The sequence below is a fragment of the Chelatococcus caeni genome (assembly GCF_014196925.1).
Lineage (GTDB): Bacteria > Pseudomonadota > Alphaproteobacteria > Rhizobiales > Beijerinckiaceae > Chelatococcus_A > Chelatococcus_A caeni.
In genome coordinates, this window is the sequence record NZ_JACIEN010000007.1 from 211,248 (window position 1) to 236,305 (window position 25,058).

General features: G+C 65.7%; 23 protein-coding genes. 10 read left to right on the top strand and 13 right to left on the bottom strand.

The features are described 5' to 3' along the window. Window positions 1-16: 16 nt before the first annotated feature. Genes GGR16_RS22645 through GGR16_RS22655 form a run of 3 tightly spaced genes read left to right on the top strand, consistent with a single transcriptional unit; the run spans window position 17 to window position 2,983 of the window. Window positions 17-1,096, top strand: a complete 1,080-nt coding sequence (locus GGR16_RS22645) for a C4-dicarboxylate TRAP transporter substrate-binding protein (RefSeq protein ID WP_183318328.1) — start codon at window positions 17-19, stop codon at window positions 1,094-1,096. 29 nt (window positions 1,097-1,125) lie between these two features. After that, window positions 1,126-1,683 carry a TRAP transporter small permease gene (locus GGR16_RS22650; RefSeq protein ID WP_210168029.1) on the top strand — a complete coding sequence of 186 codons (558 nt, stop codon included), beginning with the start codon at window positions 1,126-1,128 and terminating at the stop codon, window positions 1,681-1,683. Then, window positions 1,670-2,983, top strand: a complete 1,314-nt coding sequence (locus GGR16_RS22655) for a TRAP transporter large permease (RefSeq protein WP_183318330.1) — start codon at window positions 1,670-1,672, stop codon at window positions 2,981-2,983. The genes GGR16_RS22650 and GGR16_RS22655 overlap by 14 nt, the downstream gene beginning before the upstream one ends. Before the next feature lie 187 nt (window positions 2,984-3,170). On the opposite strand, the gene GGR16_RS22660 is transcribed toward GGR16_RS22655, so the two are convergent. Beyond that, complete coding sequence (locus tag GGR16_RS22660; RefSeq protein ID WP_343059916.1) at window positions 3,171-4,154, bottom strand: chemotaxis protein CheB; 984 nt, start codon at window positions 4,152-4,154, stop codon at window positions 3,171-3,173. A 224-nt stretch (window positions 4,155-4,378) separates the two neighbouring features. On the opposite strand from GGR16_RS22660, the gene GGR16_RS22665 reads away from it, so the two are divergent. Further along, the gene (locus GGR16_RS22665) at window positions 4,379-7,918 is read left to right on the top strand and encodes a chemotaxis protein CheB (RefSeq protein ID WP_183318421.1); all 3,540 of its coding nucleotides are present in this window, start codon (window positions 4,379-4,381) and stop codon (window positions 7,916-7,918) included. Continuing rightward, entirely contained in the window at window positions 7,905-8,240 is a 336-nt protein-coding gene (locus GGR16_RS22670) for a response regulator (protein ID WP_183318334.1), read from the top strand. The genes GGR16_RS22665 and GGR16_RS22670 overlap by 14 nt, the downstream gene beginning before the upstream one ends. 346 nt (window positions 8,241-8,586) lie before the next feature. Here the strand turns inward: GGR16_RS22670 and GGR16_RS22675 are convergent, their stop codons facing one another. From GGR16_RS22675 to GGR16_RS22690, 4 genes are all read right to left on the bottom strand, one after another. After that, window positions 8,587-9,150: a YybH family protein gene (locus GGR16_RS22675; protein ID WP_183318336.1), complete on the bottom strand. Its 564-nt coding sequence runs from the start codon at window positions 9,148-9,150 to the stop codon at window positions 8,587-8,589. A gap of 489 nt (window positions 9,151-9,639) precedes the next feature. Further along, window positions 9,640-10,326, bottom strand: a complete 687-nt coding sequence (locus GGR16_RS22680) for a type 1 glutamine amidotransferase domain-containing protein (protein WP_183318338.1) — start codon at window positions 10,324-10,326, stop codon at window positions 9,640-9,642. A gap of 102 nt (window positions 10,327-10,428) precedes the next feature. Then, window positions 10,429-11,034, bottom strand: a complete 606-nt coding sequence (locus tag GGR16_RS22685; RefSeq protein WP_183318340.1) for a TetR/AcrR family transcriptional regulator — start codon at window positions 11,032-11,034, stop codon at window positions 10,429-10,431. Window positions 11,035-11,156: 122 nt separating this feature from the next. Further along, the gene (locus GGR16_RS22690; RefSeq protein ID WP_183318342.1) at window positions 11,157-12,038 is read right to left on the bottom strand and encodes an aldo/keto reductase family oxidoreductase; all 882 of its coding nucleotides are present in this window, start codon (window positions 12,036-12,038) and stop codon (window positions 11,157-11,159) included. Window positions 12,039-12,128: 90 nt separating this feature from the next. Between GGR16_RS22690 and GGR16_RS22695 the strand changes: the two genes are divergently transcribed. Further along, a complete protein-coding gene (locus tag GGR16_RS22695; protein ID WP_183318344.1) occupies window positions 12,129-13,040 on the top strand; it encodes a LysR family transcriptional regulator in 912 nt (303 codons plus the stop codon). Between the two features lie 83 nt (window positions 13,041-13,123). Here the strand turns inward: GGR16_RS22695 and GGR16_RS22700 are convergent, their stop codons facing one another. The 3 genes from GGR16_RS22700 to GGR16_RS22710 are packed head-to-tail and all read right to left on the bottom strand — an operon-like array spanning window position 13,124 to window position 15,142. After that, window positions 13,124-14,119 carry an MBL fold metallo-hydrolase gene (locus GGR16_RS22700; protein WP_246373257.1) on the bottom strand — a complete coding sequence of 332 codons (996 nt, stop codon included), beginning with the start codon at window positions 14,117-14,119 and terminating at the stop codon, window positions 13,124-13,126. Between the two features lie 42 nt (window positions 14,120-14,161). Beyond that, window positions 14,162-14,374, bottom strand: coding sequence for a tautomerase family protein (locus GGR16_RS22705; RefSeq protein ID WP_019402288.1), 213 nt, complete (start codon window positions 14,372-14,374; stop codon window positions 14,162-14,164). Between the two features lie 30 nt (window positions 14,375-14,404). After that, window positions 14,405-15,142 (bottom strand): SDR family oxidoreductase, encoded by a 738-nt coding sequence (locus tag GGR16_RS22710; protein WP_183318345.1) that lies wholly within the window; start codon window positions 15,140-15,142, stop codon window positions 14,405-14,407. Window positions 15,143-15,238: 96 nt separating this feature from the next. On the opposite strand from GGR16_RS22710, the gene GGR16_RS22715 reads away from it, so the two are divergent. After that, window positions 15,239-16,132 (top strand): LysR family transcriptional regulator, encoded by an 894-nt coding sequence (locus tag GGR16_RS22715; protein WP_019402290.1) that lies wholly within the window; start codon window positions 15,239-15,241, stop codon window positions 16,130-16,132. Window positions 16,133-16,303: 171 nt separating this feature from the next. Here GGR16_RS22715 and GGR16_RS22720 read toward each other — a convergent pair whose 3' ends face one another. Next, window positions 16,304-17,107, bottom strand: a complete 804-nt coding sequence (locus GGR16_RS22720) for an NAD(P)H-dependent oxidoreductase (RefSeq protein WP_019402291.1) — start codon at window positions 17,105-17,107, stop codon at window positions 16,304-16,306. 93 nt (window positions 17,108-17,200) lie between these two features. Between GGR16_RS22720 and GGR16_RS22725 the strand changes: the two genes are divergently transcribed. Continuing rightward, entirely contained in the window at window positions 17,201-18,115 is a 915-nt protein-coding gene (locus tag GGR16_RS22725; RefSeq protein WP_183318347.1) for a LysR family transcriptional regulator, read from the top strand. 133 nt (window positions 18,116-18,248) lie between these two features. Here GGR16_RS22725 and GGR16_RS22730 read toward each other — a convergent pair whose 3' ends face one another. Continuing rightward, a complete protein-coding gene (locus tag GGR16_RS22730; protein WP_183318425.1) occupies window positions 18,249-18,890 on the bottom strand; it encodes a glutathione S-transferase family protein in 642 nt (213 codons plus the stop codon). Window positions 18,891-19,234: 344 nt separating this feature from the next. Here GGR16_RS22730 and GGR16_RS22735 point away from each other — a divergent pair, with 344 nt between their 5' ends. Next, window positions 19,235-20,041 carry a class I SAM-dependent methyltransferase gene (locus tag GGR16_RS22735; RefSeq protein WP_183318349.1) on the top strand — a complete coding sequence of 269 codons (807 nt, stop codon included), beginning with the start codon at window positions 19,235-19,237 and terminating at the stop codon, window positions 20,039-20,041. A 261-nt stretch (window positions 20,042-20,302) separates the two neighbouring features. On the opposite strand, the gene GGR16_RS22740 is transcribed toward GGR16_RS22735, so the two are convergent. The 3 genes from GGR16_RS22740 to GGR16_RS22750 all read right to left on the bottom strand — a co-directional run bounded on the left by GGR16_RS22740 (window position 20,303) and on the right by GGR16_RS22750 (window position 23,102). After that, window positions 20,303-21,025: a DUF1194 domain-containing protein gene (locus GGR16_RS22740; RefSeq protein WP_019402295.1), complete on the bottom strand. Its 723-nt coding sequence runs from the start codon at window positions 21,023-21,025 to the stop codon at window positions 20,303-20,305. A gap of 226 nt (window positions 21,026-21,251) precedes the next feature. After that, the gene (mgtE, locus tag GGR16_RS22745; RefSeq protein ID WP_183318351.1) at window positions 21,252-22,634 is read right to left on the bottom strand and encodes a magnesium transporter; all 1,383 of its coding nucleotides are present in this window, start codon (window positions 22,632-22,634) and stop codon (window positions 21,252-21,254) included. Window positions 22,635-22,808: 174 nt separating this feature from the next. Continuing rightward, window positions 22,809-23,102 carry a hypothetical protein gene (locus GGR16_RS22750; RefSeq protein WP_183318353.1) on the bottom strand — a complete coding sequence of 98 codons (294 nt, stop codon included), beginning with the start codon at window positions 23,100-23,102 and terminating at the stop codon, window positions 22,809-22,811. A gap of 346 nt (window positions 23,103-23,448) precedes the next feature. On the opposite strand from GGR16_RS22750, the gene GGR16_RS22755 reads away from it, so the two are divergent. Beyond that, the gene (locus GGR16_RS22755) at window positions 23,449-24,744 is read left to right on the top strand and encodes an NRAMP family divalent metal transporter (protein WP_183318355.1); all 1,296 of its coding nucleotides are present in this window, start codon (window positions 23,449-23,451) and stop codon (window positions 24,742-24,744) included. Window positions 24,745-25,058 lie beyond the last annotated feature (314 nt).

Below are 25,058 nucleotides of genomic sequence, written 5' to 3' on the forward strand. Positions count from 1 at the left end.
TCCAGGGGAGGAAAACATGAAAAAGCTCTTGGGCCCGATCTTGGCCGCATTCCTCGCCTTGCCCGCCGCGGCAATGGCGCAGGAGACCATATCCCTCACCATCGCCTCGAGCCATCCGACGGTCGTTCCCTGGGTGGGAATGATCAAGACGCACTTCATGGCAAGGACCGACGAGATCCTGGCCAAGGGCGGCAAGTACAAGATCCGCTGGAACGAGGCCTTCGGCGGCCAGCTCTACAAGGCCAATGCGACCCTGTCCTCGGTGGAGGAAGGGGTGACGGACATCGGCTGGGTGTTCTCCTTCCTCGAGCCGGCGCAACTGCCGCTGAGCCAGGTGTCGACGAACACGCCCTTCACCGTCACGAACGTGCCGGTCCTGCTCGAGGTGATGGAGACGCTGCTCGAAAGCAACGAGGCCTTCCGCAAGGAGTGGGAGAACCACAATCTGAAGGTGCTCGGCCTGACGGCGACCGACCTCTATGACATCTATACGAAGAAGCCCCTCACCGGCATCGGCGACATCCGCGGCATGAAGCTGTCCGCGCCGGGCGTGCTGGGCAACTGGCTGCGCGGCACGGGGGCGAATGCCGTCGACGGCGCGCTGACCACCTTCTACACGGACATCCAGACCGGCGTCTCCGACGGCGTCCTGACGCTGGCGCTCGGCGCCCTGCCGATCAAGCTCTACGAGGTCGCGCCCTATATCAGCCGCTTCGATGCGGCCGCCGCGTTCTCCGGTGCCATCGCCATCAACAAGGACAGCTGGGATCGCCTGCCCGACGAGGTCCGCAACGCCATGATCGAGGCCGGCAAGTACTACACGGTCAGCCATGGCGAGGACATGGTGCGGCTCCACGAGGACGCGTTGAACAAGATGGTGGAGCTCGGCGCCCGGCAGTCCCCTCCGGTGACGATCATTCCGATGCCGGCCGAGGAGCGCCAGAAATGGGTCGACATGCTGCCCAACCTGGCGGCGGAGTGGGCTGCCAAGCTCGAGGGTCAGGGCGTTCCCGCCAAGGCCTTCGTCAAGGAATACATGGGCGCGCTGCGCGCCCGGGGCGTCGAGCCGTCCCGCAACTGGGACGAAGGCCTCTAGGCCGCGACATGAAAGCCTCGTCCTCCAGCATGAGCGCGCCGGCGTCGGCGGCCCGTCCGGATTGGCTGCGGCGCTGCTGGGCCTTCGTCGTCGATGGCCTTGCGGCGCTGGCGACCTGCCTCATCGGCATCCTGATGGTCATCATCTGCGCCGACATCGTGTTCAGGAACGTCTTCGGCGCGTCCCTGCCGCTGGTGTCGGAAATCGGCGCGCTTCTCGTCGTCCTGATCGTGGCCCTGCAGCTCGCCTCGGCCATCCGGGCCGATCGGCTGCCGCAGGTGGAGGTCGTCATGCTGGTTCTGTCGCGTCACGCACCGCGAGCGGCGGCGGCCCTGAAGGCGGCCTTCGCCCTCACGGGCGCGGCGATGATGGGCATGATCGCCTGGGCCACCGCCGGCATCCTGGCGAAGGACGTCGCATCCGGCGATTTCATCGGCACCCCGGGCCTCGGCACATTGCCGACCTGGCCCTTCCGGGCGCTCATCATGATCGGCATGGCGGTTGCCGCGCTCGCGTTCGCGTCGGCGGCGCTCAGGCATCTGCTCGATGCCGTCACGGGAAGGATCGACACCCATGAGCCCGGCTGAAATCGGCTCGCTGGCCATCGGCGCGCTCGTCGTGCTGATCGCCGTGGGCATGCCCATCGGCGTGGGCATGCTCCTCGTCTCCTTCATCGGTGTCGGCCTCATCCGCAACGACGTGGTGGCGATGCGGATGCTCGGGCAGGTGGCGAACGATTCACTCGAGGAATATCTCTTCGCCGTCGTGCCTTTGTTCGTCCTGATGGGATTGCTCGTCACCACCTCCGGCGTCGGCCGCGACACCTTCGACGTCTTCCAGCGCCTCCTGCGCCGCCTGACGGCCGGGCTCGGCGTGGCGACCGTGTTCGCCAATGCCGTCTTTGCCGCGATCACCGGCATTTCCATCGCCTCGGCAACGGTCTTCGCACGCGTGGCGGTGCCGGAGATGAGACGGCACGGCTATACGCGCGCCTTCGCCACGGGCGTGGTCGCCGGCTCGTCCGTGCTGGGCATGCTGATCCCGCCGTCGCTGCTCTTCATCGTCTATGCGGTGCTGGCGGAGGAATCCGTCGGGCGCATGTTCCTGGCAGGCGTCGGCCCCGGCATCGTCCTGGCGCTGGCCTTCACGGCGACGATCCTGCTGCTGGCCCATACCCGCAGGCCGTTCGTGTTCTCGGGCGGCGCGGACACGGCGGCCCATGAGGCCGTTGGTGCCGGAGCCCTGGCGCGCAAGGTCATTCCGATCGCGCTCCTGATCGGCCTCGTTCTCGGCGGCCTTTACGGCGGCTTCTTCAACCCGACCGAAGCGGGCGCCGCCGGCGCCTTCGGCGCACTCGTCATCGCCGTGCTGCGCAAGTCACTCGACCGCCGCTCTTTCTGGAACCTGCTGGTGGAGACCGGGCAGATCACCGTCTCGGTCCTCTTCCTCATCCTGGCGGCGAGCTTCTTCTCCCGCATGCTCGCGCTTTCCGGCATGCCCCAGGCGCTCGCGGCGTTCTTTCTCGAAGGCCCGGTCGGCCCTTACGGATTTCTCGTCGCCTATATCGTGCTCGTGCTGCTGCTCGGCTGCCTGATCGATTCGATATCGATCATGCTGATCCTCCTGCCGATCGCGGTTCCCGTCGCGAAGGCCATCGGGCTCGATCCCATCTGGTTCGGCGTCATCACGGTGCTCGCGGTCGAGATGGGGCTTCTGACACCACCGTTCGGGCTCTCCGTCTACACGATCAAGTCGGCGATGGGGGATGCCGACCTCAAGGTCGGCGAGATCTTCCGCGGGGCCATGCCCTTCCTCGCCGCGATGCTGTTCACGCTCGTCTTGATCATCCTGTTCCCGCCGCTCGCCACCTGGCTTGCCCGGCTCTGAGACGCACGAGCTCCGGCCCGGAGACCTCCCCCGCTCCTCGGCTGCAGCATCCCGCCCGCCAGATCAGCTAGGCGGTCCCGGTTCCAGTCGCCATTAACGCCGATGATGTCCTGCGATCGGATGACCGGGGCAAGCTCTTCCCGAGCCTGTGCACGGTGCAGGAGCGGCAGGGCGGCGGGCCCCCCGGCTATCCCGGCCCCCTTGCGACCTCCTCCATCCGTCGGACCGCGTCACGAACGACCGTGAGCTCGTGTTCATAGTCGCGGATACGCTCGGTCCAGATATTCTGCATGAGATGATGGCCGTGCTCGGCCGCCTGCTTCTGGAGCTTGCGTGCCAGGACCACCTTCTCCTCCAGCGCACGCAGCGCACTTGCGAGCGCGCGATGCAGGTTCTCGTCGACGGCGATGTCCATCAGTTCGGCGGTATAGGTATGGCCGACATGACAGCGATACCGCGTGAGCCCGCCCTCGTCGATCTCCCACATCACGCCGTGGCAGTCGGGGCAGGCCAGCAGGGATCGCCGGCCGATACGGTCCATGTTGTCCATGTTGGCGCGTCCCCCCTTGGCTATCTCGACCTCGAGCTTGATCTCTTGGGGAATCCTGACCTGACCGCCCGCCGGCTGATGGACGATGCTTTCGATGAGCTCCGCCATGTCCTTCAGCCTGGCGACGTGGTCGGGCTCGATCATGCGCAGGGCATTTTCCGGCATATCGGGAAAGGCCGCGTCGTCGGGATGCTGCACGATGCTCACGCCGCCACACCGGCTGACGGCCCAAAGACCCGATGCGCCATCGCCGAGCGTTCCGGTGAGCACGACCCCGACCGACCGCGATCCGCAGCAGACGGCGACCGAGCGCAACATGGGATCGAGAGCCGGCCGCGTGTTGTTCTCCCGCGGCCCGACGCCGAGCAGCAGCCTGTCGTTCTCGACCAGCAGATGGCGGTCGGGTGGCGCGATGAAGATATGGCCGTTCCTGAGGGGCTCCGCGTCGGTCGCGAATTTCGCCGGTAGCGGTCCCGCGCGCGAAAGCAGCTCATCCAGTACCGACTGGCGATGACTGGGCAGATGGATCGTCACGAGGATGGACGCCGGAAGGTCTGGCGGCAGCCGCTCGGCAAGATACAGGAGCGCCTCGACCCCGCCGGCCGACGTGCCGATGGCCACGATATCCCGATTAGGCATCTTGCGCTCCGCGCTTTGCCGCCGCCTCTGAGCCAAAGCGCGCGCGCGCCGGAACGTTCCCAGTAATCTCCCCGGCAAAATAGGCCTATGATAAGGCTGCTTCGCGGGCTTGGCGGATTGCAACTCACCCGGCATTGGATGAATTGAGCTTAACGAGCCTCATCGCCGAGCCGTGCCGACAACGTTGGGGAGCCGCCGTGAACGTTATGGAAGAACAGGAAAACAGCCCGGTGATCGTCGGCATCGGCGCATCGGCAGGCGGTATCCCGGCATTGCAGGAGCTCTTCGAGGCGTTGCCGGAAACCACCGGCGCGGCCTTCGTGGTCATCATCCATCTGGATCCACGGGCGCAAAGCGAACTCGCGGCAATCCTCGCCACGCGGACGCAAATGCCGGTGGTGCAGGTGAAAGAATCGGAAAGGCTGCAGGCGGATCGTGTCTACGTCATCCCGCCGGACCGGCGTCTTGAGCTCAGCGACCATCAGGTGACGGCCGCCACATTCGCCGAGCCACGCAACCACCGCGCACCGATAGACCTGTTCTTCCGGTCGCTCGGGGAGCATGGCGACGGCTTTGCCGTCATTCTCTCGGGCGCGGGATCGGACGGGGCGGTCGGCGTGCGCAAGGTCAAGGAGGCTGGCGGGATCATCCTCGTGCAGGATCCCCACGAGGCGGAATATCCGTCCATGCCGCGCAGCGCGATCGCAACCGGCATCGCCGACGTGGTGCTGCCGGTGCGCGAACTCGCCGGAAGGCTGGGCGATCTCATCCGCAACAGGAAGGCCGGTGATCTGGCCGATCGCGGCCATGTCGACGAGGATTTGCTCCGGCGGGTGCTCGCTCATCTGCGGGTCCGCACCGGGCACGATTTCTCGAAGTACAAGCGCTCGACCGTGCTCCGCCGGATCGCGCGCCGCATACAGGTCACCAGGACCGACGATATGCGGGGATACTACGAATATCTTCGCGACAACGAGGACGAGCCCCAGGCGCTGCTCAGCGACCTGCTGATCTCGGTCACGACCTTCTTCCGCGACCGCGAGGCCTTCGATGCGCTGAAAGACCAGGTTCTTCCGCAACTCTTCGGTGCAAAGCAGGCAAACGAGACGATCCGTATCTGGGTGCCCGGCTGTGCGACCGGCGAAGAGGCCTACTCGATTGCCATGCTTCTGTTGGAGGAGTCGGCACGCCACGAGGAGCGGCTTCCGGTTCAGGTCTTCGCTTCCGACATGGACGCACGCGCCCTGAACCTCGCCCGCGAAAGCCAGTATCCCTCCGCCATCGAGGCGGATATCAACGAGGAGCGCTTGCGGCGCTTTTTCACGCGGGAGAAAGAGGGTTACAGGGTGCGGCAGGAAGTCCGCGACATGGTGCTGTTCGCCAGTCACGACCTGCTGAAGGACCCGCCGTTCTCGCGCGTCGACCTCATATCGTGCCGCAACCTGCTCATCTATCTCGACCGCGAGCTTCAGGAGCAGGTCTGCACCACGCTTCACTACGCCCTCAATCCGGGCGGGTTCCTGCTGCTCGGCTCTTCGGAATCCGCCGACAATCCTCCGGGCCTGTTCCGCATCGTCGACCGGAATGCGCGCATCTACCAGTCTTCGTCCGTGCGGGGAGAGCGGCCACGCCTTCTCCCGCGCCTGCTCGGCAACTATGCGCTGCGCGAACACGGTTTGCCCGCGGTGCGCAGCCCGGGCCCCGGCGCGGCGCTCAGTGATGCTGTGGCCCACAGGCGCGCCATCGAGAGACTTGCCCCGCCCAGCATGCTGGTCGACGAGTACCACAAGGCGGTCCATCTGTCCGAGCATGCGGGCCGGTTCGTCCAGCCCTCGGGCGGGCCGGTGAACAGCGACGTGGTGGACCTGGTGCGGCCGGAGCTCCGCTTCGAGCTGCGTTCGGCGCTCCACCGCGCCTTCGATCAGCAGCAGTCGACCCTCAGCCTGCCGATCCCGGTCCGTTTCAATGGCGCGGTTCACCGCGTGATCCTCCACGTCCATCCGATCGCGGGCGGCAACGAGCGTGAGGTGAGAACGGCGCTGGTCATGTTCATCGAAGGAGAGTCCGCCGGCGACGGTTCCGCTGCCGGCTCCAGCGACCAGACAAACGACGATACGGTGCGCAGCCTCACCGAGGAGCTGGAACTGACGCAGGCCCGGCTCAGGACCGTGCGCGAGGAATCGGAAGCGGCCAACGAGGAGCTGCGCGCGGCCAACGAGGAACTGCAGTCGATCAACGAGGAGTACCGGTCGACCTCCGAGGAGCTGGAGACCAGCAAGGAAGAGCTGCAGTCGATCAACGAAGAGCTGCAGACGGTGAACAGCGAGCTCAAGCTCAAGCTGGAGGCGATCTCCCGGGCGCACAGCGATCTGCAGAATCTGATGGCGGCCACGGACTTCGGCACGCTGTTTCTCGATTCCACGCTGCGGATCAAGCGTTTCACCGAGCAGGTGACGGAACTCTTCAGTGTCACGCCGAACGACGAGGGACGCCCTATCACCGATTTCGCGCACCAGCTCGAATACGACGATCTGGTGCGGGATGCGCGCGCTGTCCTGGCCGACCTCGCCCCGATACGCCGGGAAATCCACAGCCGGCTCGGGCGCTGGTACGATGTCCGCCTGCGGCCGTACCGGACCGTCGACGACAAGATCGACGGGGTGGTGATCACGTTCGTGGACGTGACCGACAGGCGGCATGTGGAAGAGGCGCTGCGGGCAAGCGGGCAGGAGCTGCGCCAGCAGAAGGCCCTTGTCGAGCTGTCCCGCGCGCCGATCATGGTCTGGGACTTTGACGGCGGGATCGTCGACTGGAACCGGGGCAGTGAGGAACTTTACGGCTACACACGCGACGAGGCGATTGGAAAACGCAAGGAACGGCTGCTGAAGACCGTCGTGCCGGGCTCCTCATTCGAGGCCCTGCGAAAGGAACTGGCGGAAAAAGGCTCCTGGACCGGCGAAGTAAGGCATACGAGCAAGACGGGGCGGGAGATCATCGTCGAGAGCCATATCGAACTGGAATCGCTGCAGGGCCGGCGGCTCGTGCTGGAAAGCACGCGCGATATCACCGAGCGCAAGGAATGGGAGCGCCGCCAGCAGCTCCTGCTCAGGGAACTCACGCATCGGGTGAAGAATGCCCTCGCCGTCGTTCAGTCGATCGCGCAACAGACGCTGCGTGCCGCCCCCTCGCAGGAGGAGTTCGTGAAGCGGTTCAGCGGCCGGCTCGAGGCTCTGGCGGGCGCCCACGGCCTGCTCGTGCAGTCGGAATGGCTCGGCGCGGACTTCCGGGCGCTGGCGGAAAGCCAGCTTGCCGCCCACGTGTCGGACAACCCCGGACGGCTGACGCTCGAGGGCGAGCCGGTCATGCTGGGAGCTGATCTTGCGACCCCATTCGGTCTCGTCTTGCACGAACTCGCTACCAATGCGGTGAAATATGGGGCGCTTTCCGTGCCGGAAGGCAAAGTTCACGTAAGCTGGACCGTCCTGGAGGGGAACTCCAAACGTCTTCGGGTGTTGTGGGAAGAGAGGAACGGACCTGTCGTCGCGGCTCCTGAGAGAATCGGCTTCGGGACAAGCCTTATCGAGCGCGGTATCCCGAATGCCCGAGTCAAGCGCGAGTATCGCCCGGACGGCTTCGTTTGCACGATCGAAGTTGCGCTCCACGAGGCGACCCGCGATGGAGAGACCGACAGGGCACAGCCAAAGCCGTCCGTTGGCGGGGGTGCGGGTCCTCGTGGTGGAGGATGATACCTTCATCCTCATGGACCTCGAGGCTGTGATCGTGGATGCGGGGGCGGAAGTCGTTGGCCTTTGTCGATCCGTCGGCGAGGCCCTGTCGACCCTGGACACCACGCGCGTCGACGTCGCCATCCTGGATTTCGGCGTATCCGACGGCACGGTGGCGGAACTTGCCCATCGGCTGACAGCCAATGGCACGCCCTTTTGCTTCTACACCGGTCAGGTGGCGACGGACCCTCGCCTGGCGGCCTGGCATGCCCCAAAGATCATTCAAAAGCCGGCACAGCCCCGCGCAATCGTGGATACTCTGGCAACGCTGGCGGGGCGGTGATCGCAGCCTCGCAGTGACCGGAATGCGCGGCTCCGTCGCCGACTGCCTAAGAGAGCTGCCGCGCCCTGACGGGGCGACACAAGCAGGCAGGCAAGCCAGATAAAGCGCAGCGGCAACAATCCATACCCGGCCATTCCACGAGTCCGCAGTCGCGGTATAAAGAACCGTAAAGCCAAGCGGAGAAAGCCATGTTCTCATGCCGTTCCCAGGTGGAACGACTAACGGGACGACAGCTGCAGCATCCGGTGGAGGTGCTTCTTCAGCAAGGGAGCTTCAGCTGATGGTCACAGCGCCCACGGGGCGCGGTCGGAGAACGCCTTTGCCAGGTGATCGATAATCGCCCGCATCAGAAACGGAAGAGCTGGCGGGATTCCTCAGGCGTGATGCGGCGCGTGCTGTTGTGTTCGCGCACGATCTTCCACCCGTCGTCGGTGCACCGCCATACGAGCGTCGAACGCGCGCGAACCGAGATGATCGGCTGGCCCTCGACTGGCTCGAGGCGCGCCGCGAATTCCAGCGTCGACGTCGACAGCTCATCGCCGACAATCGCTTCCGGGCCGTTCAGGACGAGGTGGTGGGCCCGGCGCAGTGCCCGGAACGACGGTTCCCACAACGCGCGGTATTCCTCCGGCGAGCGAGCAATCCGGAAATCCGGAGACATGTCGTCATAGAGCACGACATCATTGGCTTCCCAGTCGTAGTACTTGCCGAGCTTCTCGCGAAAATCCCAGGATTGGCCGGCGACCGGCTTGTCCCACCCGACAAGGATCCATTCCTTGTGGAGCTCTGGGACCGAAGTTGCGCCCGAGATTGAACACCGGGCGGCCGTCCCCGATTGCGCCTGCGCCACCGTTGGCGATGCAAGCGCCACAGTTGCGGCCGCGATGATCGAGAATAGACCGATACGCATGTTGGTCCCCTTTGCGTCAATGCGGCGAGCCATGAAGCCCCGTCGAAGATGAGTTGCTCGTCGCTGACCGTTCGACGGGCCGGGACCGAGAATACGGGATCGGGATCGCCCACGCGGTTGAGCCGATCTGCTGCTCCGGCGATGCCACCACGTCCAAGGCGCAGAGATTATCTGGCCTGGACGCCCCAACGGCTCGCAATCGTCCCGGTCATTGCCTTCTCCAAATTGTGCGGGCCCGAACGTAGAGGTCGCCAATGGAGCGGACAACCTGTTCAATCATGACCAGTCTGGTAAGGTTAGCTAACCAATGGCCGCCGGCCCGACCAGCTTCTCCGTCTTTCTGGCCGTTGCAGAGGCGCGGAGCTTTCGCGCCAGGGCCCGGGCATTTGGGTGTGAGCGATCGGCAGAAGCGCGCGCTCCATGCTCGCCGGTGCGATTGGTGGGCAAGCCCAATCGGCATCCTCGCTCACCCCGTCGGCGCTCTTGTGACTACTTGCCCGCGCGCAGCTGCGAGAGGAGCCGCTCCGCCGTGGGGGTCGACGATGCCGGATTCTGGCCGGTGATCAGCAAGCCGTCGCTCACAACGTGAGGTGCCCAGTCCGGCCCTTTGGTGTAGATGCCGCCCTTGGCCTCCAGCTCGTCCTCGACCAGGAACGGCACCACATCGGTCAATTCGACGGCTGCTTCCTCGGTGTTGCTGAAACCCGTGACCTGCTTGCCTTCGACCAGCGGGCGGCCTTCCGGTGTCTTGGCGTGACGCAGCACGCCCGGCGCATGGCAGACGAGCGCGACCGGCTTGCCAGCGGTGATAAAGGATTCGATCAGCGCGACCGAATGCTTGTCTTCGGCCAGATCCCACAACGGGCCGTGACCACCGGGGTAGAACACCGTGTCGAAATCGGCCTGCGACACGCTGTCCAGGCGCACGGTCGCCGCCAGCTGCGCGTTTGCCTGCGGGTCCGCCGCGAAGCGGCGGGTTTCGTCGGTTTGAAACGCCGGCTCGTTGCTCTTGGGATCGAGCGGCGGCTGCCCGCCCTTGGGCGAGGCCAGCACGATCTCCGCCCCGGCGTCCTTGAGGGCGTAATAGGGAGCGGCCAGTTCTTCGAGCCAGAAGCCGGTCTTGCGACCGGTGTCGCCGAGTTGATCGTGCGAGGTCAAGACGATCAGGACTTTCATGGTGACGTTCTCCAGGTTGACAGCTATATATTAGACCGGTCGTCTATGGAGTGGACGTAAAGGTCGCACTTCGCCTGGAAGTGCGAGGCCCCTTTCTTCCGGTCAGGGGGAAAGATGCAGCATCTGGCGCGTGCTCGTCATGGCGATCTCGAAAGGCTTGGTGTTGCGGGCGATCTTCACCATCACGCTAGCCCCCAGCCACAGCTGATACAGAGTTTGCGCGACAGCAGCGGGGGTACCGTCGACGGACAGCGAACCTTCCGCCACGCCGGCCTCGATGGCGCGCGCCAGGCGATCGGTAATGCCCGAGGTTCCCCGCTTGAGCGCCAAGCGCATGGCTTCGGACAGATCGGCCACTTCCGCACCCAGCTTCACCGCCAGACACTTGCCCTGGCAGTCGTCGAACGACTGGGTGTCCTGCCAAGCCTTCCAGTAGTTCATCAGGCGCTCCGCCATGGTTAGGCCCGGCGCGCTCATCGTGGCGTCGAGGTCAGCCAGATAGTCCTCGAAGTAGCGCTCGAGCAAGGCTTCACCGAAGGCATCCTTCGAGCCGAAGTAGTGATAGAATGATCCTTTCGGAACGGCCGAAGCGGTCAATATCTCGTTGATCCCGACAGCGGAAAAGCCCTTGCCGGCCATGATGCGCTGACCATGGGCAAGGATGCTCTCACGCACGTCGCGGGCTTCGATGGCAGGTGAAGTGTCCATGACGCCAACGTAGCATCGATTAGACCGGTCGTCTACAGATAATGCTCATTGCGTGGCCGGCGAACAGGCGCCCCGACACTTCGGCCGTGCGGATTGGCGCTTCGCTGCTCTGAGGAATAGGGCTACGCCCGGGCTTCGGCCGTCGCGATCCCGTCGAGCTCGGCGATGGCATCCTCCGGCAGGACCAGCAATGCGGCCGCGATGTTCTCGCGCAGATGCGCAACCGAGGACGTACCGGGGATCAGCAGGATGTTGGGCGAGCGCTGCAGCAACCAGGCGAGCGCCACCTGCATGGGCGTGGCCCGCAGCCGGGCCGCGACGTCGGAGAGGGTCGCCGACTGCAGGGGGCTGAAGCCGCCCAGCGGGAAGAAGGGCACATAGGCGATCCCATCCTCCGCCAGGGCGTTGACCAGCGCGTCGTCCCCGCGATGCGCGAGGTTGTAATGGTTCTGCACGCAGACGATGTCGGCGATGCTCCGCGCCTCCTCCACCTGCGCCTTGGTGACGTTGCTGATGCCGATGTGGCGAACCAGCCCTTGGCGCTGGAGATCGGCGAGGACCTTGATCTCCGCTGCGATCGCTCCCTCCGCAGGGCCATGGGGATCGATCATCACCCGCAGATTCACCACCTCGATCACCTCGAGCCCGAGGTTGCGCAGGTTGTCCTCGACAGCCCGCGCGAGTTCGTCCGCGCGGAAGGCAGGGAGCCACGACCCGTCATCGCCTCGGCGCGCGCCGATCTTGGTGACGATCGTCAGATCGACCGGATAGGGAGATAGCGCTTCACGGATCAGCTGGTTGGTGACCTGCGGTCCGTAGAAGTCGCTCGTATCGATATGGTTGACGCCGAGCGACACGACCTCGCGCAACACCGCGAGGGCTGCATCGCGGTCCCTGGGCGGCCCGAACACGCCCGGCCCGGCGAGTTGCATCGCGCCGTAGCCGAGCCGCTTCACGGTGCGGGTCCCCAGCTTGAAAGTTCCTGCCTGGTCGATGGTCTGCATGTCGGCCTCCATGTCCGGTTCCCATTTAGTCGTTGCCGACTGCACGGATAATCCAGCATTATCGGCACGAGCTGTGCGGAAGAGCGAACAATGCGAGCTGACCTGGGCGATCTGAACGCCTTCCTGGCCGTGGTGCGCGCCGGCGGCTTCCGCGGCGCGGCCCGCGCCAGCGGCATGGGCGCATCGAGCCTGAGCGAAGCGGTGCGCCGCCTCGAGACACAACTGGGCGTTCGCCTGCTCCACCGCACCACCCGCAGCGTCGCCCCGACCGAAGCAGGCGCGCGGCTGATCGAGCGCCTGGCGCCTGCGCTGGGCGAGGTAAAGGCCGCGCTCGACGTGGTGAACGGGTTTCGCGACCGGCCGGCGGGCACGCTGCGCCTCAACGTGCCGGTCGTCGCGGCCCGACTCGTGCTGCCGGCGATCCTCCCCGACTTCATGGCCGCCTATCCCGACATACGGCTGGAGATCATCGTCGAGGAGAGCTTCGTCGATGTGCTGGCCTCTGGCTGCGATGCGGGCATCCGTTACGAGGAGCGGCTGGAACAGGACATGATCGCGGTGCCTATCGGGCCGCGCGTCCAGCGCTACGCCACCGCCGCGGCGCCGGCCTACCTCGACCGGCACGGCCGCCCGGAACACCCGCGCGACCTGCTTGGTCACGCCTGCCTGCTCGGGCGCTTCCCCAGCGGCGCGATGACCAGCCCCTGGGAGTTCGAGCGCGCGGGCGAGGTGGTGCGCGTCGAACCGCAGGGCCCGCTGGTGGTGAGCGTCGGCGCCGGTGTCGATCTTGCCGTCGACACGGCCATCGCCGGCGTCGGGATCATTGCGCTTTTCGAGGACTGGCTGCGTCCGCACTTCGACAACGGCGCGCTCGAACCCGTGCTGCAGGACTGGTGGCAGCCCTTTTCCGGACCTTTCTTATATTACTCCGGCCGCCGCCTCGTCCCCCCGCCGCTTCGTGCCTTTCTGGACTTCATCAAGGCGGGTGGCGCCAGCGCCTGACGGCCTCACGGATGGCCGGTGGAAACGGCAATGCCCCGCCGGGCCTCGCATTCGTCGGGCCCGGCCGTCGGCGCCCGGCAGACCTACGTCCTCTGCTGAAAGTATCGGAGTGCTGGCGAAATGAACTCCGGATTCTCCCAGGTTGCATAGCGGGCGCGAAGGAGCGACGGGAGATTGGCGGTCCGCGGACCAGCCTCGGCGAGCATTTCACGCATCGTCCGGAAATAGCCGAGCACAGCCTCCGGAAGCTCGATGCCGGCGAGATTTCCGTGCCCCGGCACAATGAGGCGCGGCTGCAGCCGCATCATGTCATTGAGGGCGGTTTCCCACCTGGCAATGTCCATGTCGCCGGCATCTATCATGGGCGGAAAGAACGGGACGATCGGAAACATCCGCTCTTCGAGGAGGTCTCCAGCGAACAGGATGCGCTCCTGAGGCAGGAAGACGATCTGATCCCCCGGAGAATGGGCGGTGCCCCAGGTCCGTAGCCGGACCTCACGGCCGCCGAGATCGATCACGGACTCGGCAGTGTCATAGGTCTCGTCCGGCGGCGTCAGTTCGATCCCGTCCAGCAGGTGCTTATGCCCTTCCGGCAGAATGCGGGCTCTGAAGCCCTCCAGCAGGATCTGACCCGAGCGCTGCAGATAGTCTCGTTGCGCGCTGTTGTAGTAGATGCGTGCGTCGCGCCTGAACACCTGGGCACCGAAGGCGTGTTCCGGATGGGCATGGGTCACCGTCAGGATGATCCGGCGTCCCGGTGCGAGTTCTCGCGCCAGGCGCAGGACGTTCTCGGCGCTCTCGATACCAAGGCCGCAATCGATCACCAGCACGCTTTCCGTGCCGACGACGATCCCGATATTCGGAACGAGCGGGATGCGCTTGTCGGGCACAAGAAAGACACCCGGCGCCATCTCGGCCGGAAAACGCGTATCAACAGTCGGCAGGGGTCGCGCGGGCGGTGGCAAGGCGGCCTGTTCTTGGGCGCTTGCAGGGACCGGCACCATTCCGGCCAGTCCAACGAGGGCGGTCAGCTTCAGCAGATCGCGCCTGTCTGCACCCGCTGCTTTTTCCGTCTCCATCACACGTCTCCCGTGTTCAGCAGTTCCCTATCGGGCCGGGCGTCAGTCCTTGGCCCGGTACTCTTCCGGCATGATGAAGACCTCGTCCGCCCGTCCGTACCCGCCATCGGGCACTTCCTCGATCAGGACCATCGTGTTCGGACGCACGACCTCTCCGAAGTAGTCGACCAGGAGTTGCGTCGTCTTGTGGATCAGGTCTTCCTTCTGCGCCGTCGAAAGCGAGGCCTCAGGCAGCTTGTAGTTGGCGAAAGGCATGGGTGGGCTCCTTGGATTTGAGGGTTGGGATCAGACCGCGCCGCCATTGGCGCGGATGGTTTGGCCGTTGATCCAGCCGCTGTCCGGCCCGGCCAGGAAAGCGACGGCGTCGGCAATGTCGTCGGGACGGCCGAGGCGGCCGAGCGGGATCATCCGCGTGATGCTGGCAACGAGCTCCTCGGACTTGCCGCGCAGGAAGAACCCGGTCTCGACGGGACCGGGCGCGATCGCGTTCACGGTGATGCCACGCGGGCCCAGCTCCTTGGCGAGCACATGCGTCAGCGCCTCGATCCCGGCCTTCGTCGCGGCATACAATCCGTATCCGGGCTGGTAGAAGCCCACGACGCTCGAGGACAGGCTGATGATCCGCCCGCCGTCGCGCAGCCGCCTGGCGCCTTCGCGCATGCCGCGGAACGTGCCGCCGAGATTGATCGCGCAATGGTCGTCGAAATCCGCGTCCGTCGCGTCGGCGACCGCTGACAGCCGCATCATGCCCGCATTGTTGACCAGGATGTCGACCGGGCCGAACGCGGCTTCGGCCGCCTCGAACAGCGCGGGCATGCCGGCCGGATCGCCGACGTCAGCCTGCACCGCCACCGCCTTGCCGCCCGCCTGTTCGATGTCCTGCACGACCTGACGGGCAGCAGCCTCGTCGCGCGCATAGTTCACCGCGACAGCACAGCCCTCCCCGGCCAGCCGCCGCGCGATTGCAGCGCCGATGCCCTTGCCGGCGCCGGTCACGATCGCTCTCTTGTCCTTCAGTCTCATGTCTCGACCTCCGTTGCTCGGCAAGGAGGTAGGGAGACTTCACGTTGGGATAATCACTCTTTCGCGGGCAATGAAATTCGCCTATCCCGAACAATCATGGACCGTCTCGATGCAATGCGGCTTTTCGTACGCGTCATCGACCGTCGCAGCTTCACGGCCGCGGCGGCGGATCTGGGCATTCCGCGGTCCACGGCAACCGAGGCGATCCGGCGGCTCGAGCGGAACCTCGGCAGCCGGCTGCTGGAACGCACCACCCGGCATGTGGCGCCCACGCCGGATGGCGACGCCTATTACCGGCGGTGCCTGTCGATCCTCGCCGATGTCGACGAGGCGGAGGGTGCCTTGCGCGGCGGCGAACCCTCCGGGGTGCTCCGCATCGATGCGCACGGCACGCTGACCCGGGCTTTCCTGCTGCCGCGCCTGCCCGAGTTTCTGGAGGCGTACCCACAGATCAGGCTGCAGATCGGCCAGGGCGACAGGCTGGTCGATCTGGTGCGCGAGGGGGTGGATTGCGTCATCCGGGCGGGCGAACCGGATGACAGCGGCCTCATCATGCGCAGGCTCCCCGATATTCCCGAGCAGACCTGCGCCAGTCCTCTCTATCTCGAACGTCACGGGGTGCCCGCTTCGGTCGATGATCTCGACGGACACCAGATGATCGGCTTCGTGTCGTCGCGCACCGGCCGTGTGATGCCGATGGAGTTCCAGACCACCGAAGGCGTCAGGGAGGTGACGCTCCCCTGCCGCGTCACCGCCAACGAGGCGGAGACGGCGCACCATCTCGCAAGGATGGGGTACGGGCTGATCCAGGCGCCCCGCTATCGTTTCCGGGAAGATCTGGCGCGGGGCGCCCTCGTGGAGGTCCTGCCGGATCAGCCGCCGCCGCCTCTGCCGCTCGCGGCCTATTATCCGCAGAATCGCCAGCTGTCGCCCCGTGTTCGGGTGTTCCTCGACTGGGTGGTGGCTGTCTTTGACGTGGCAGATCTCTAGTGTGATGGGCTTGCCTGCGCGAGGCTCAAGGGCGCGCCTGGTGCCGCTCATGACCATCCGCGCGGCAGGCGCGCACGGGCGCACTTCTGAAGCGTAACCGGACCGGCTCATTCCTCGGCGCTTGGGCTCCAGACCCTGCCGTTTCGCTTCCGGCCCCCGACCGGCGGCGTCTCACCGTTCGTTGACACCGCCTTCATTGTCCACATGAAGCCCGAAGCCGGTTGCGCCCGGATCGCCCAGTCCCGGGCGGAGCTGCATGCTCGGGATCAGATAGTCGCCGGCATTCTGCTGCCGGTAGGGTATGGGCCGGGTCGTAAAAAGCGTCCGCATCCTCTTGCGCAGGTGCTCGGCCACAGGCCCGAGCCTGCTCTCATCGAAACCGTCGGCCCTGTAGACGACGAACGGCGGGAGGACGTCGTAACCTGGGTAATAGAGGATTCCGTGGTTGATGGGGAACAGGAGGTCGTCGATCGGGCCGTTGACCCCGCGGGCGGCGTAGTGCTCCTCCCAGCCGCCGGCGGTCACGATCAACATCGCGCGTTTGCCTGCCAGCGTGCCCTCACCGTAGCGGTCGCCCCATCGCCTGTCGCTGTGCTCGCCGACACCATAGGCGAAGCCGTAGGCGAACACGCGATCGACCCAGCCCTTGAGGATCGCCGGCATGGTGAACCACCACAGGGGAAACTGGAGGATGAGGGCATCGGCCCAAAGAAGCTTCTCGATCTCGGCCTTGACGTCGCTGGTGAGGGTGCCGGCCTCGAAGGCCTTTTTCGACGCGGCAACCGTAATGAGGCGTTCGTCCCGCGCCAGCGATGGAAAATCGGCTCGGTCGACCTGCGACTTCCAGCCATCGGCATAGAGGTCCGAGACTTGCACCTCGTGACCCTGGGCCATCAGCTCCTTGACGGCGATCTCACGGAGCGCGCCGTTCAGCGAGCGCGGTTCAGGGTGGGCGTAGACAATCAGAACCTTCATGGGTCAGGGATCCTCCGTTGGCACTGATCCCCACGCTAGCCAAGGCCGGAATAATCCAGTAGGTGTCGGCAATGGATAAGATTATGCCGGACAATGGATAGATCCGACGTCACCCTTGAACGCATGCGCACCTTCGTCCGCGTCGCCGAGCGGGGCAGCCTGTCGGCGGTGGGACGCGAACTCGGAATGGGCCAGTCGACGGTCTCCCGGCACCTGCGGGAGCTGGAGACCTCCGTGGGAGTGCCCTTGCTCAGCAGGACCACGCGGCGCGTCGCGCTGACGGAGGAAGGCAGCCGCTACTATGCCAACTGCCTGCAGATCCTGCGCCTCGTGGAGCAGGCCGGCAATGAAGCGCGGGGTGCGCGCGGCGCGCCGTCCGGCACGATCCGGGTCTCCTGCACCGCCGCCTTCGGGGTCCTGCACGTCAGCCGGATGATCTTCGCCTTTCAGGATCTCTATCCCGACATCGACATCGACCTCGGCCTGACCGATGAACGCATCGATCTCGTCCGGGAGGGCGTCGACATCGCGCTGCGTCTCGGCCCGCTCAGCGACAGTTCCATGAAGCTCAAGCCGCTCGGCCGGTCGCAGCGCCTGCTGGTGGCGGCGCCGGGCTATCTCGCGGCACGCGGCAGGCCGACGGTCCCGCAGGATCTCATCGGCCACGAGGGCATCAGGATGATGAACATCGCGGGAAGCGATACGCTCGTCCTGCAGGGGCCGGATGGAGAACGGCATGCGGTGCCCTTCGGCGGCCGTTTCCGCGTCGACCACGGGCTTGCCGCACGAAGCGCGCTTGCCGCCGGACGCGGCATTGCACCCGCGCATCGCTGGCTGGTCGAGGATCTCCTGGCCGAGGGTCAGCTCGAGGCGGTCCTGCCCGGCTATTCCCTGCCGTCCGTCCCGCTGAGCATGCTGATCGTTCCCGGGCGCGCGGACGTCGCTCGCGTCAGGCTGCTCATCCGGTTCCTCACGGAGCAGATCGCCGGCATAGCAGGAATGGGGTAATCGGCCTCACCCACAATGTGATGCCTGCGGTCACGCTGCTGCTTCACCCGCAAGGCACCAGGGACACGAGCCTTACGCGGCCGATCGCCCTCGGCGCGAAGAGACCGGATCGCACGGCGCGCGATCCTCCCCCTTACGGCAGCGCATTGATTGCCAGCTGCGCAGCGAAGGCTCGCTGGTAAGCGGGCCGCGCTTCTCCGCGGGCGACATAGGCCGCAAGGCTTGGGTGCTGATCGAGAATGCCCGATGGCTTCAGCCGCTGCAGCACGTGCACCATCATCAGATCGCCCGCACTGAAGGCGCCATCGAGCCAATCGCCATCGCCAAGGTGGTTGGAGAGCTCCTGCAGTCGGGTGTGGATGCGAGCTTCCACGAGCGGCATCCGTTGCGCCGTCCAGGGCTCGCGGCCCTCGATGAGCTTGGCCGTTACCAGTTCGAGGATGGGCGGCTCGATGGTGCCGACCGCGGCGAACATCCAGGTGATAGCGCGGGCACGGCCGTTTGCGTCGCGGGGCAGGAGGCCTTCATGATGCTCGGCGATGTGGAGGACGATCGCGCCGGATTCGAAGAGGACGAGGTCGCCTTCGGTATAGGCGGGAATCTGGCCGAAGGGCTGGAGGGTACGATAGGCCGGCGTCTTCATGGCGACAAAGGAGACTGGGCGAACGTCATAGGGTTGGCCGACCTCCTCGAGCGCCCAGCGTACCCTCAGGTCGCGCGCGAGCCCCTTTCCGCCATCCGGCGAGCGTTCGAAGGCCGTGATTGTTATGGTCATCATGGACCTCCCATGCGCGCCACAGGGGCGGGTCGTCTTCGCCGTCCTCGCCGGATCTCTGTGACCCTATCACACGCATCGCCTGTTTCCCGTCTGGCCGGCACGGCCGACTTCTCAGCGGGACGAGGGGGTGGCGGCAATCGCCGTGGATGCGACAGAGCGAGATCGCCGATAACGTCAATGTCACCGAAGCCGCCCGGGGACCCCCGGCGCTCTACGGCTGGTTTCAATCCCCTGCGAGCCGCCGCATCCGTGGTCGCACGAGCGGCAAGTCTTGATGGACTAGCAGCCTTTGCCGGGGACGGCGTATAATGCGCTACGGCTGTGTCGCAGGAAACAGGCCGATGTCCGAGGCATCCCGTCACGACGCATGGCAGGCCGGTGACAACTACGACCTGTATATGGGTCGCTGGAGTCGGCAGATTGCGCCGCGCTTTCTCGATTGGCTCGACGCTGCCGATCAGTTGGATTGGCTCGATGTCGGCTGCGGGACCGGAGCGCTTTCGATCGCCATTCTCGATCGCTGCGATCCCAAGAGCCTGATCTTGATCGACCCGTCCGAGGGCTTCCTCAAGAGAGCCCGTGCGAGTACCGCCGATGGGCGCGCAACGTTCGAGGTGGGCGATGCTCAGGCTCTGCCGGTGGATACCGGCAGCAAGGACATGATCGTGTCCGGGCTGGTGCTCAATTTCGTTCCCGACAAAGGAAAAGCGCTAGCCGAGATGCAGCGGGTGGCGCGCAGCCGTGGGACGGTGGCGTTTTATGTCTGGGACTATCCAGGCGGTGGCGTCGAGTTCATGCGCGCCTTCTGGACGGCCGCGGCGGCACTCGACCCGCATGCCAGGGACCTGACCGAAGACCGGCGATTTCCTTTCTGCACGGCCGATGGACTGGCGAACCTGGCCAAATCAACCGGCCTGACCTCGGTGGACTGCATCCAGATCGAGGTGCCGACGCTGTTCAAGGATTTTGAGGACTACTGGCACCCGTTTACGCTGGGGGCCGGGCCTGCACCGGGCTATTGCTCCAGTCTCGGCGCCCACGCCCGGGAGAGGTTGAGAGAAAAGCTATACGACAGTCTCCCCCGCGGAGAGGGTGGAGCAATTCCACTCAAAGCGAGAGCTTGGGCAGTGAAGGGGGTGGCCGGCTGATACCCAACGACGAGCCGAGGGATTGCTCGTGCCCCATACGTCGGCGTTCACGGCTGCCATTGTCACCGCCACTGGAAAAGACGAGCGGCCGTGCTTCCTGTCGCTCATCCAAAGCCGCGAGATCGCCGTTCGCTGCCATCCTCCCCGGCCCGGGCCGCAGCCGCGATCTGCGGCAGGCCCGATACCATTGCCGGACAAGGTGACCAGGAGACGCCATGTGCTGGCTGGTCCTTGCTCTTCCCGCCTTTGCGGGCGCCGAATTCAGTCGAATGAGACGTCGTAGGGCGGCAGCATCGTCAAGTGCCGGATATCGTAATGGCTTCCTGCAATCTCTCTTTTCAGCTTGTACAGGATTGCAGCAGAAAAGGCCCTGAAATCGTCGGCCACGACCAGGAAGGCACCGGGACCGCCGATGACATTGTCGCGGAAATACCTGTCGAGCGTCGGCTCCTCGGTCAATATCGGCAGGCCGTTGATCGTGATGCCCGCTGCGAGGGCCTCGTCGCGCGCCTCCGCCGGCGGGCGGCCGCTGTTGTTCGAGCCGTCGCCCGAAATGTCGATGACCTTCCGGCTCGCTGCATGGCCACTCGACTGAAGAAATTGCACCGAAGCATCGATGGCACCGCTCAGGGAGGTGGAGCCACTGAGGGAGCGGCCGGTCTCCAGGGCCGCTGTCGCGAACCGGCTTGCCGACACCCGGTCCCGGATGACGGTCCAGCCGACGACCTGCCGATAATCTCCATAACTCGCCCATTGGACGAGGGTGACGGCAATCGCGCCGTGCGGACCCTGCTCTATCGCACCGATGACGTCGCTGTTCCGGAAGGCCTCGGCGAAGCCGCGCATCTGGAGCTGATAGCGCTCCTCGTTGACGCTCGAGGACGTATCGACGGCCAGGACGAGCGCAAGATCGACATCGGCCGAGCGTGCAGGCACGGCCGAGAGAGGCGAGCCTATCAGGAATGCGACCAGCAGCGCGGTCAACGAGAGCCTCATGACTGCAACTCCCCCGCTTTGGCGTGCTCGATGCCGGCCCCCCTGCAGCCCAGAACCCTCAGGTTAGTGGACGGACTTTCGCCAGACCAGAGCGTATCGCTCCGCGGCGCCGTTCACGATAGCTCGCTCCCTCGCCCCCGCAGGGCGCGAGGGAGCGCCATCGCAGCCATGCCGCCGCCAAGGTGATGCGCAACCCGTTCGGCCGCCGTCGGTCTTATCCCTCGGTCAGCAGATGTCCGAGGAAGGCATAAGCCAGGCCGAAGTAGATGAAGACGCCGAGGAGATCCATGATCGAGGTGATGAGCGGCGAGGACAGCGTCGCCGGGTCGGTGCCGATGCGACGCGCGGCGAACGGCAGCAGCGCGCCGATGACACCGCCGAGCACGGTGCAGATCGCCATGGACAGGCCGACGACCATCAGAATGTCGCCGCCGACGCCCTTGCTGAAGAAGGCAAGCACCGCCTCGAGCATGGAGATGACGAGGCCCAGCATCAGCGCGACCGGAATCTCCCGCCGGATCACGAACCAGACGTCGCGCCAGCGCAGCTTCACCTCCCCGATCGCCATGGCCCGGATGACGAGGGTGGCGGACTGGCTGCCGGTGTTGCCGCCCATGTCGACGATGGGCGCGATGAAGGCCGCGAGGATGATGACCCGATCGAGGATGGCCTCCTGCGCCGCCACGAAGGTGCTGGTGACGACACCGAAGACCGTCAGCATGATCAGCCAGAAGGCCCGCACCTTGAACATCTCGAGGAAGGAAGAGGACCGCAGGTCGAGGTCGGGGCCGCCGCCCACGGCCACGTTGCCGCCGAACTGCAGCACGCGCCGGCCGCGCTCCAGCTCCGCGACATCCATGGCGTCGTCGACGGTGACGATGCCTACGAGGGCCTCGCCGCCGTTGACGATCGGCAGCGCCAGAAGGTCATAGTCGGCGATCTTGCGCGCCACGTCCTCGCGCCTGTCCTCGACGCGCGCGAAGACGGCCCCCTTGCGCATGATGTCGGCAATGCGGGCCTCGTCCTTGGCGAGCAGGAGGTCGCGCAGGGAGATGACACCGACGAGCTGACGCGCCTCGTTCACCACATAGGCTTCGTAGATCGTCTCCCGGTCCGGCGCCTCGCGGCGCAGCCGCTCGATCGCCTGCCGGGCGGTGAGGTCCGGCGCGAGCGTCGCGTAGTCCGAGGTCATGATCGAGCCGGCCGTGCCTTCCGGATAGGAGGCGAGCCGGCGGATGTCCTCGCGCTCGGCATGCGCGATGCCGGGCAGGAGCGCCTGCTGCTGCTCCGGCGTCAGCCTGTTGAACAGGTCCGCCCGCTCGTCGTGCGACATGGCGGTGACGAGCCGCGCGAGGTCGCCCCGGGAGAGCTCGCCGGCGATGGCGACCTGGGTCGCCGAATCGAAATAGCCGAAGACTTCCGCCTCGCGGCGATCCGGCAGCAGGAGCAGGATCCTGGCGATCTCGGCGGGGTCGAGATCCCCCATGTAGGCGACGATATCGGCGGCATGCTGGCCGGCGAGCGCCGCCTCGATCGAGGAAAGATCGTTCTGGGCGAGATAGTCGCGGAGAGCCGCGTTCACGATGGCAACGGTCATGGTTGTCAACTCCGTCGGTCGGTCGGCGCCGACGGAGGACCGCCCATCACGGGAGATGCGGGGCCTGGCGTCGGCAGATTGTCGGGGTGAAGCGAAGCGGGGTGGCCACGAAGCGCGAACGCCGCGTGGCCCTTGGCCTAGGTCGATCGTCCATGTCTGGTCTCCTCGAGAACGTCAGGCGGCCCGAAGGCAGCCGTCGATGGGACTTGGCCTGCTGACAGGACGGGCCTGCAGCCGGGCACGAGGCGCAAGACTGCCGCCGTCGGTTTCGGCGCCGCCGTTGTCCGCGGACCAGCGGCAGCGCAGCTCAGCCGTCGTCATGTCAGTGAACCACTGGCAGGCAGGCGCGCGGTCAGTGCCCAGCGGCGCGCCGCCCTGGAGGCGCTCGGGACGCGGCTTCACGGCCGCCGAACGCGCGCGATCCGGCGGAAGCCGGTCGACATGCGGGAGGAAGATGACGTTCTTCATGGTTCACCTCCTTCGACCCCTCACGGCGGGGGAGGAGGTGAACGGGGCCGCCCTCAGGCGCGGACGCCGCCGCTCACCCGGCCCATGCCGGGAGCGATCCAATCTTTCTGCAATGGCGCCCGGTGACGGACGCCACGACTAGAATAGTCGTCCATGGTTCTCTCGATTGTCGGATGCGCCCGCCGGCCGAACCGCCGCGGACGCCTGGGCACATACGCCTTCGCATGTCAGAGATCAAGCGGAAAACCGGGGCCTCCAGCACTCCCGGCGATGCAGCCCATGCAGCGGAACTTTTCTGCGATGCGGCACGTTTCACCCCGCTGTGCATGGCTGGAGAAAACAGCCGTTGGAAAGGTCAGAACCCGCCGCTGATGTCATCCCGCCGCAGGCGCAGTCGCGACTTCTTCGATTCCTTGGCCCAGGCCTGATCACGGGCGCGTCCGACGACGATCCGAGCGGGATAGCCACCTACAGCCAGGCCGGCGCGCAGTTCGGGTTGGCGCTCGGCTGGACCATGTTCCTGACATGGCCGCTCATGGTCTCCATCCAGCTGATCAGCGCCAGAATTGGCCGGACCACGGGCCACGGGATTGCGGGCAACCTGCGCAGACACTGCCCCAAATGGCTGCTGCTGTGCATCGTGTCGCTCCTGCTGGCCGCGAACACGGTCAACATCGGCGCCAACCTCGGCGCGATGGCCGATGCGACGAGGCTGGTGTTCGGCGGGCCTGCGCTCCTTTATCTGTTCGTGTTCGCCACCATATGCGCCGCGGTGCCTGTCTGGACCAGCTATCGCCACTACGTTGCGGTCCTGAGGTGGATGACGCTGGCGCTGCTGGCCTACATCGTCACCCTGTTCGCCGTCGACGTTCCGTGGCGCGAGGCGGCATACCGGATCCTCGTGCCGACAGTGGCCTGGAGCCGGGATTATCTGATGATGATCGTCGCGGTCTTCGGCACGACGATAAGTCCCTATCTGTTCTTCTGGCAGGCGTCCGAGGAGGCGGAAGATGTGAGCGAGACGCCACATCGCGCGCCACTGAAGCAGACCCCGGGCCAAGGCCCGGCAGCCCTTGAACGTATTCGCTTCGATACGATGGGCGGAATGGCGGCCAGCAACATCGTCGGATTGGCGATCATCCTGACCGCGGCGTCGACGCTGCGGCCGAACGGCATCACCGACGTCGAAACTTCGGCCCAGGCGGCCGAAGCACTGCGGCCCCTCGCCGGCTCCTTTGCATCAACTCTGTTCGCCTTGGGCATCGTCGGCACGGGCCTGCTTGCAGTGCCGGTTCTGGCGGGCTCGGCAGCCTACGCCCTCGGAGAAGCGCTGCATTGGCGAACGGGGCTAACCCACAAGCCCAAGAATGCGAAGGCCTTCTACGGCGCGATAGTGATCGCCACGATCGTCGGTGCCATACTGAACGCCACCCCTGTCAACCCGATGAAGGCACTCGTCTGGACCGCGGTGATCAATGGCATCGTGGCCGTTCCGGTCATGGGGATCATGATGTATCTGGCGTCGCGCAGGGACATACTCGGGCCATTCGCCGTCGCCGGCATCCTGAAGTGGCTTGGATGGCTCACCACGACCATGATGGCTGCAGCGGTCGTGGCGATGATGATGGCCGGCTTTGCTTGACCCACGGGTGTAAAGGACACCCCGGGTTAGCCGTTATCCGAAAATGCACAGGCCGCGCCGTGACGTTGCCTGCGGATCGTCGCATTGACGCGCCGCATTGGCGATCGCTGGCCCAACGCCGGGAATGGCGGCCGGGGCTTCGCGCGCAAGAGCGGTTCGCGATGGACTCGCCCGACGAGATTCTGTTCCGGCCGACCCGCAGGGACTGTGACGACAATGCTCGACAGCGAACCGACCAGCCTCCACAGCGACCCGATGGTCGGATCGCATCGCTGCAGCGCCGGCTCGCTCGCGCTCGGCCCCCGGATCATGGA

Bases quoted from the DNA above. Each gene is read 5' to 3' on its own strand.
- GGR16_RS22730 (WP_183318425.1), bottom strand. From the start codon at position 18,890: ATGACCATAACAATCACGGCCTTCGAACGCTCGCCGGATGGCGGAAAG.
- GGR16_RS22705 (WP_019402288.1), bottom strand. From the start codon at position 14,374: ATGCCTTTCGCCAACTACAAGCTGCCTGAGGCCTCGCTTTCGACGGCG.
- GGR16_RS22725 (WP_183318347.1), top strand. From the start codon at position 17,201: ATGGATAGATCCGACGTCACCCTTGAACGCATGCGCACCTTCGTCCGC.
- GGR16_RS22690 (WP_183318342.1), bottom strand. From the start codon at position 12,038: ATGCAGACCATCGACCAGGCAGGAACTTTCAAGCTGGGGACCCGCACC.
- GGR16_RS22675 (WP_183318336.1), bottom strand. From the start codon at position 9,150: ATGCGTATCGGTCTATTCTCGATCATCGCGGCCGCAACTGTGGCGCTT.
- GGR16_RS22700 (WP_246373257.1), bottom strand. From the start codon at position 14,119: ATGGAGACGGAAAAAGCAGCGGGTGCAGACAGGCGCGATCTGCTGAAG.
- GGR16_RS22750 (WP_183318353.1), bottom strand. From the start codon at position 23,102: ATGAAGAACGTCATCTTCCTCCCGCATGTCGACCGGCTTCCGCCGGAT.
- GGR16_RS22715 (WP_019402290.1), top strand. From the start codon at position 15,239: ATGGACCGTCTCGATGCAATGCGGCTTTTCGTACGCGTCATCGACCGT.
- GGR16_RS22655 (WP_183318330.1), top strand. From the start codon at position 1,670: ATGAGCCCGGCTGAAATCGGCTCGCTGGCCATCGGCGCGCTCGTCGTG.
- GGR16_RS22680 (WP_183318338.1), bottom strand. From the start codon at position 10,326: ATGAAAGTCCTGATCGTCTTGACCTCGCACGATCAACTCGGCGACACC.
- GGR16_RS22710 (WP_183318345.1), bottom strand. From the start codon at position 15,142: ATGAGACTGAAGGACAAGAGAGCGATCGTGACCGGCGCCGGCAAGGGC.
- GGR16_RS22695 (WP_183318344.1), top strand. From the start codon at position 12,129: ATGCGAGCTGACCTGGGCGATCTGAACGCCTTCCTGGCCGTGGTGCGC.
- GGR16_RS22685 (WP_183318340.1), bottom strand. From the start codon at position 11,034: ATGGACACTTCACCTGCCATCGAAGCCCGCGACGTGCGTGAGAGCATC.
- GGR16_RS22650 (WP_210168029.1), top strand. From the start codon at position 1,126: ATGAGCGCGCCGGCGTCGGCGGCCCGTCCGGATTGGCTGCGGCGCTGC.
- mgtE (WP_183318351.1), bottom strand. From the start codon at position 22,634: ATGACCGTTGCCATCGTGAACGCGGCTCTCCGCGACTATCTCGCCCAG.
- GGR16_RS22665 (WP_183318421.1), top strand. From the start codon at position 4,379: ATGGAAGAACAGGAAAACAGCCCGGTGATCGTCGGCATCGGCGCATCG.
- GGR16_RS22720 (WP_019402291.1), bottom strand. From the start codon at position 17,107: ATGAAGGTTCTGATTGTCTACGCCCACCCTGAACCGCGCTCGCTGAAC.
- GGR16_RS22645 (WP_183318328.1), top strand. From the start codon at position 17: ATGAAAAAGCTCTTGGGCCCGATCTTGGCCGCATTCCTCGCCTTGCCC.
- GGR16_RS22735 (WP_183318349.1), top strand. From the start codon at position 19,235: ATGTCCGAGGCATCCCGTCACGACGCATGGCAGGCCGGTGACAACTAC.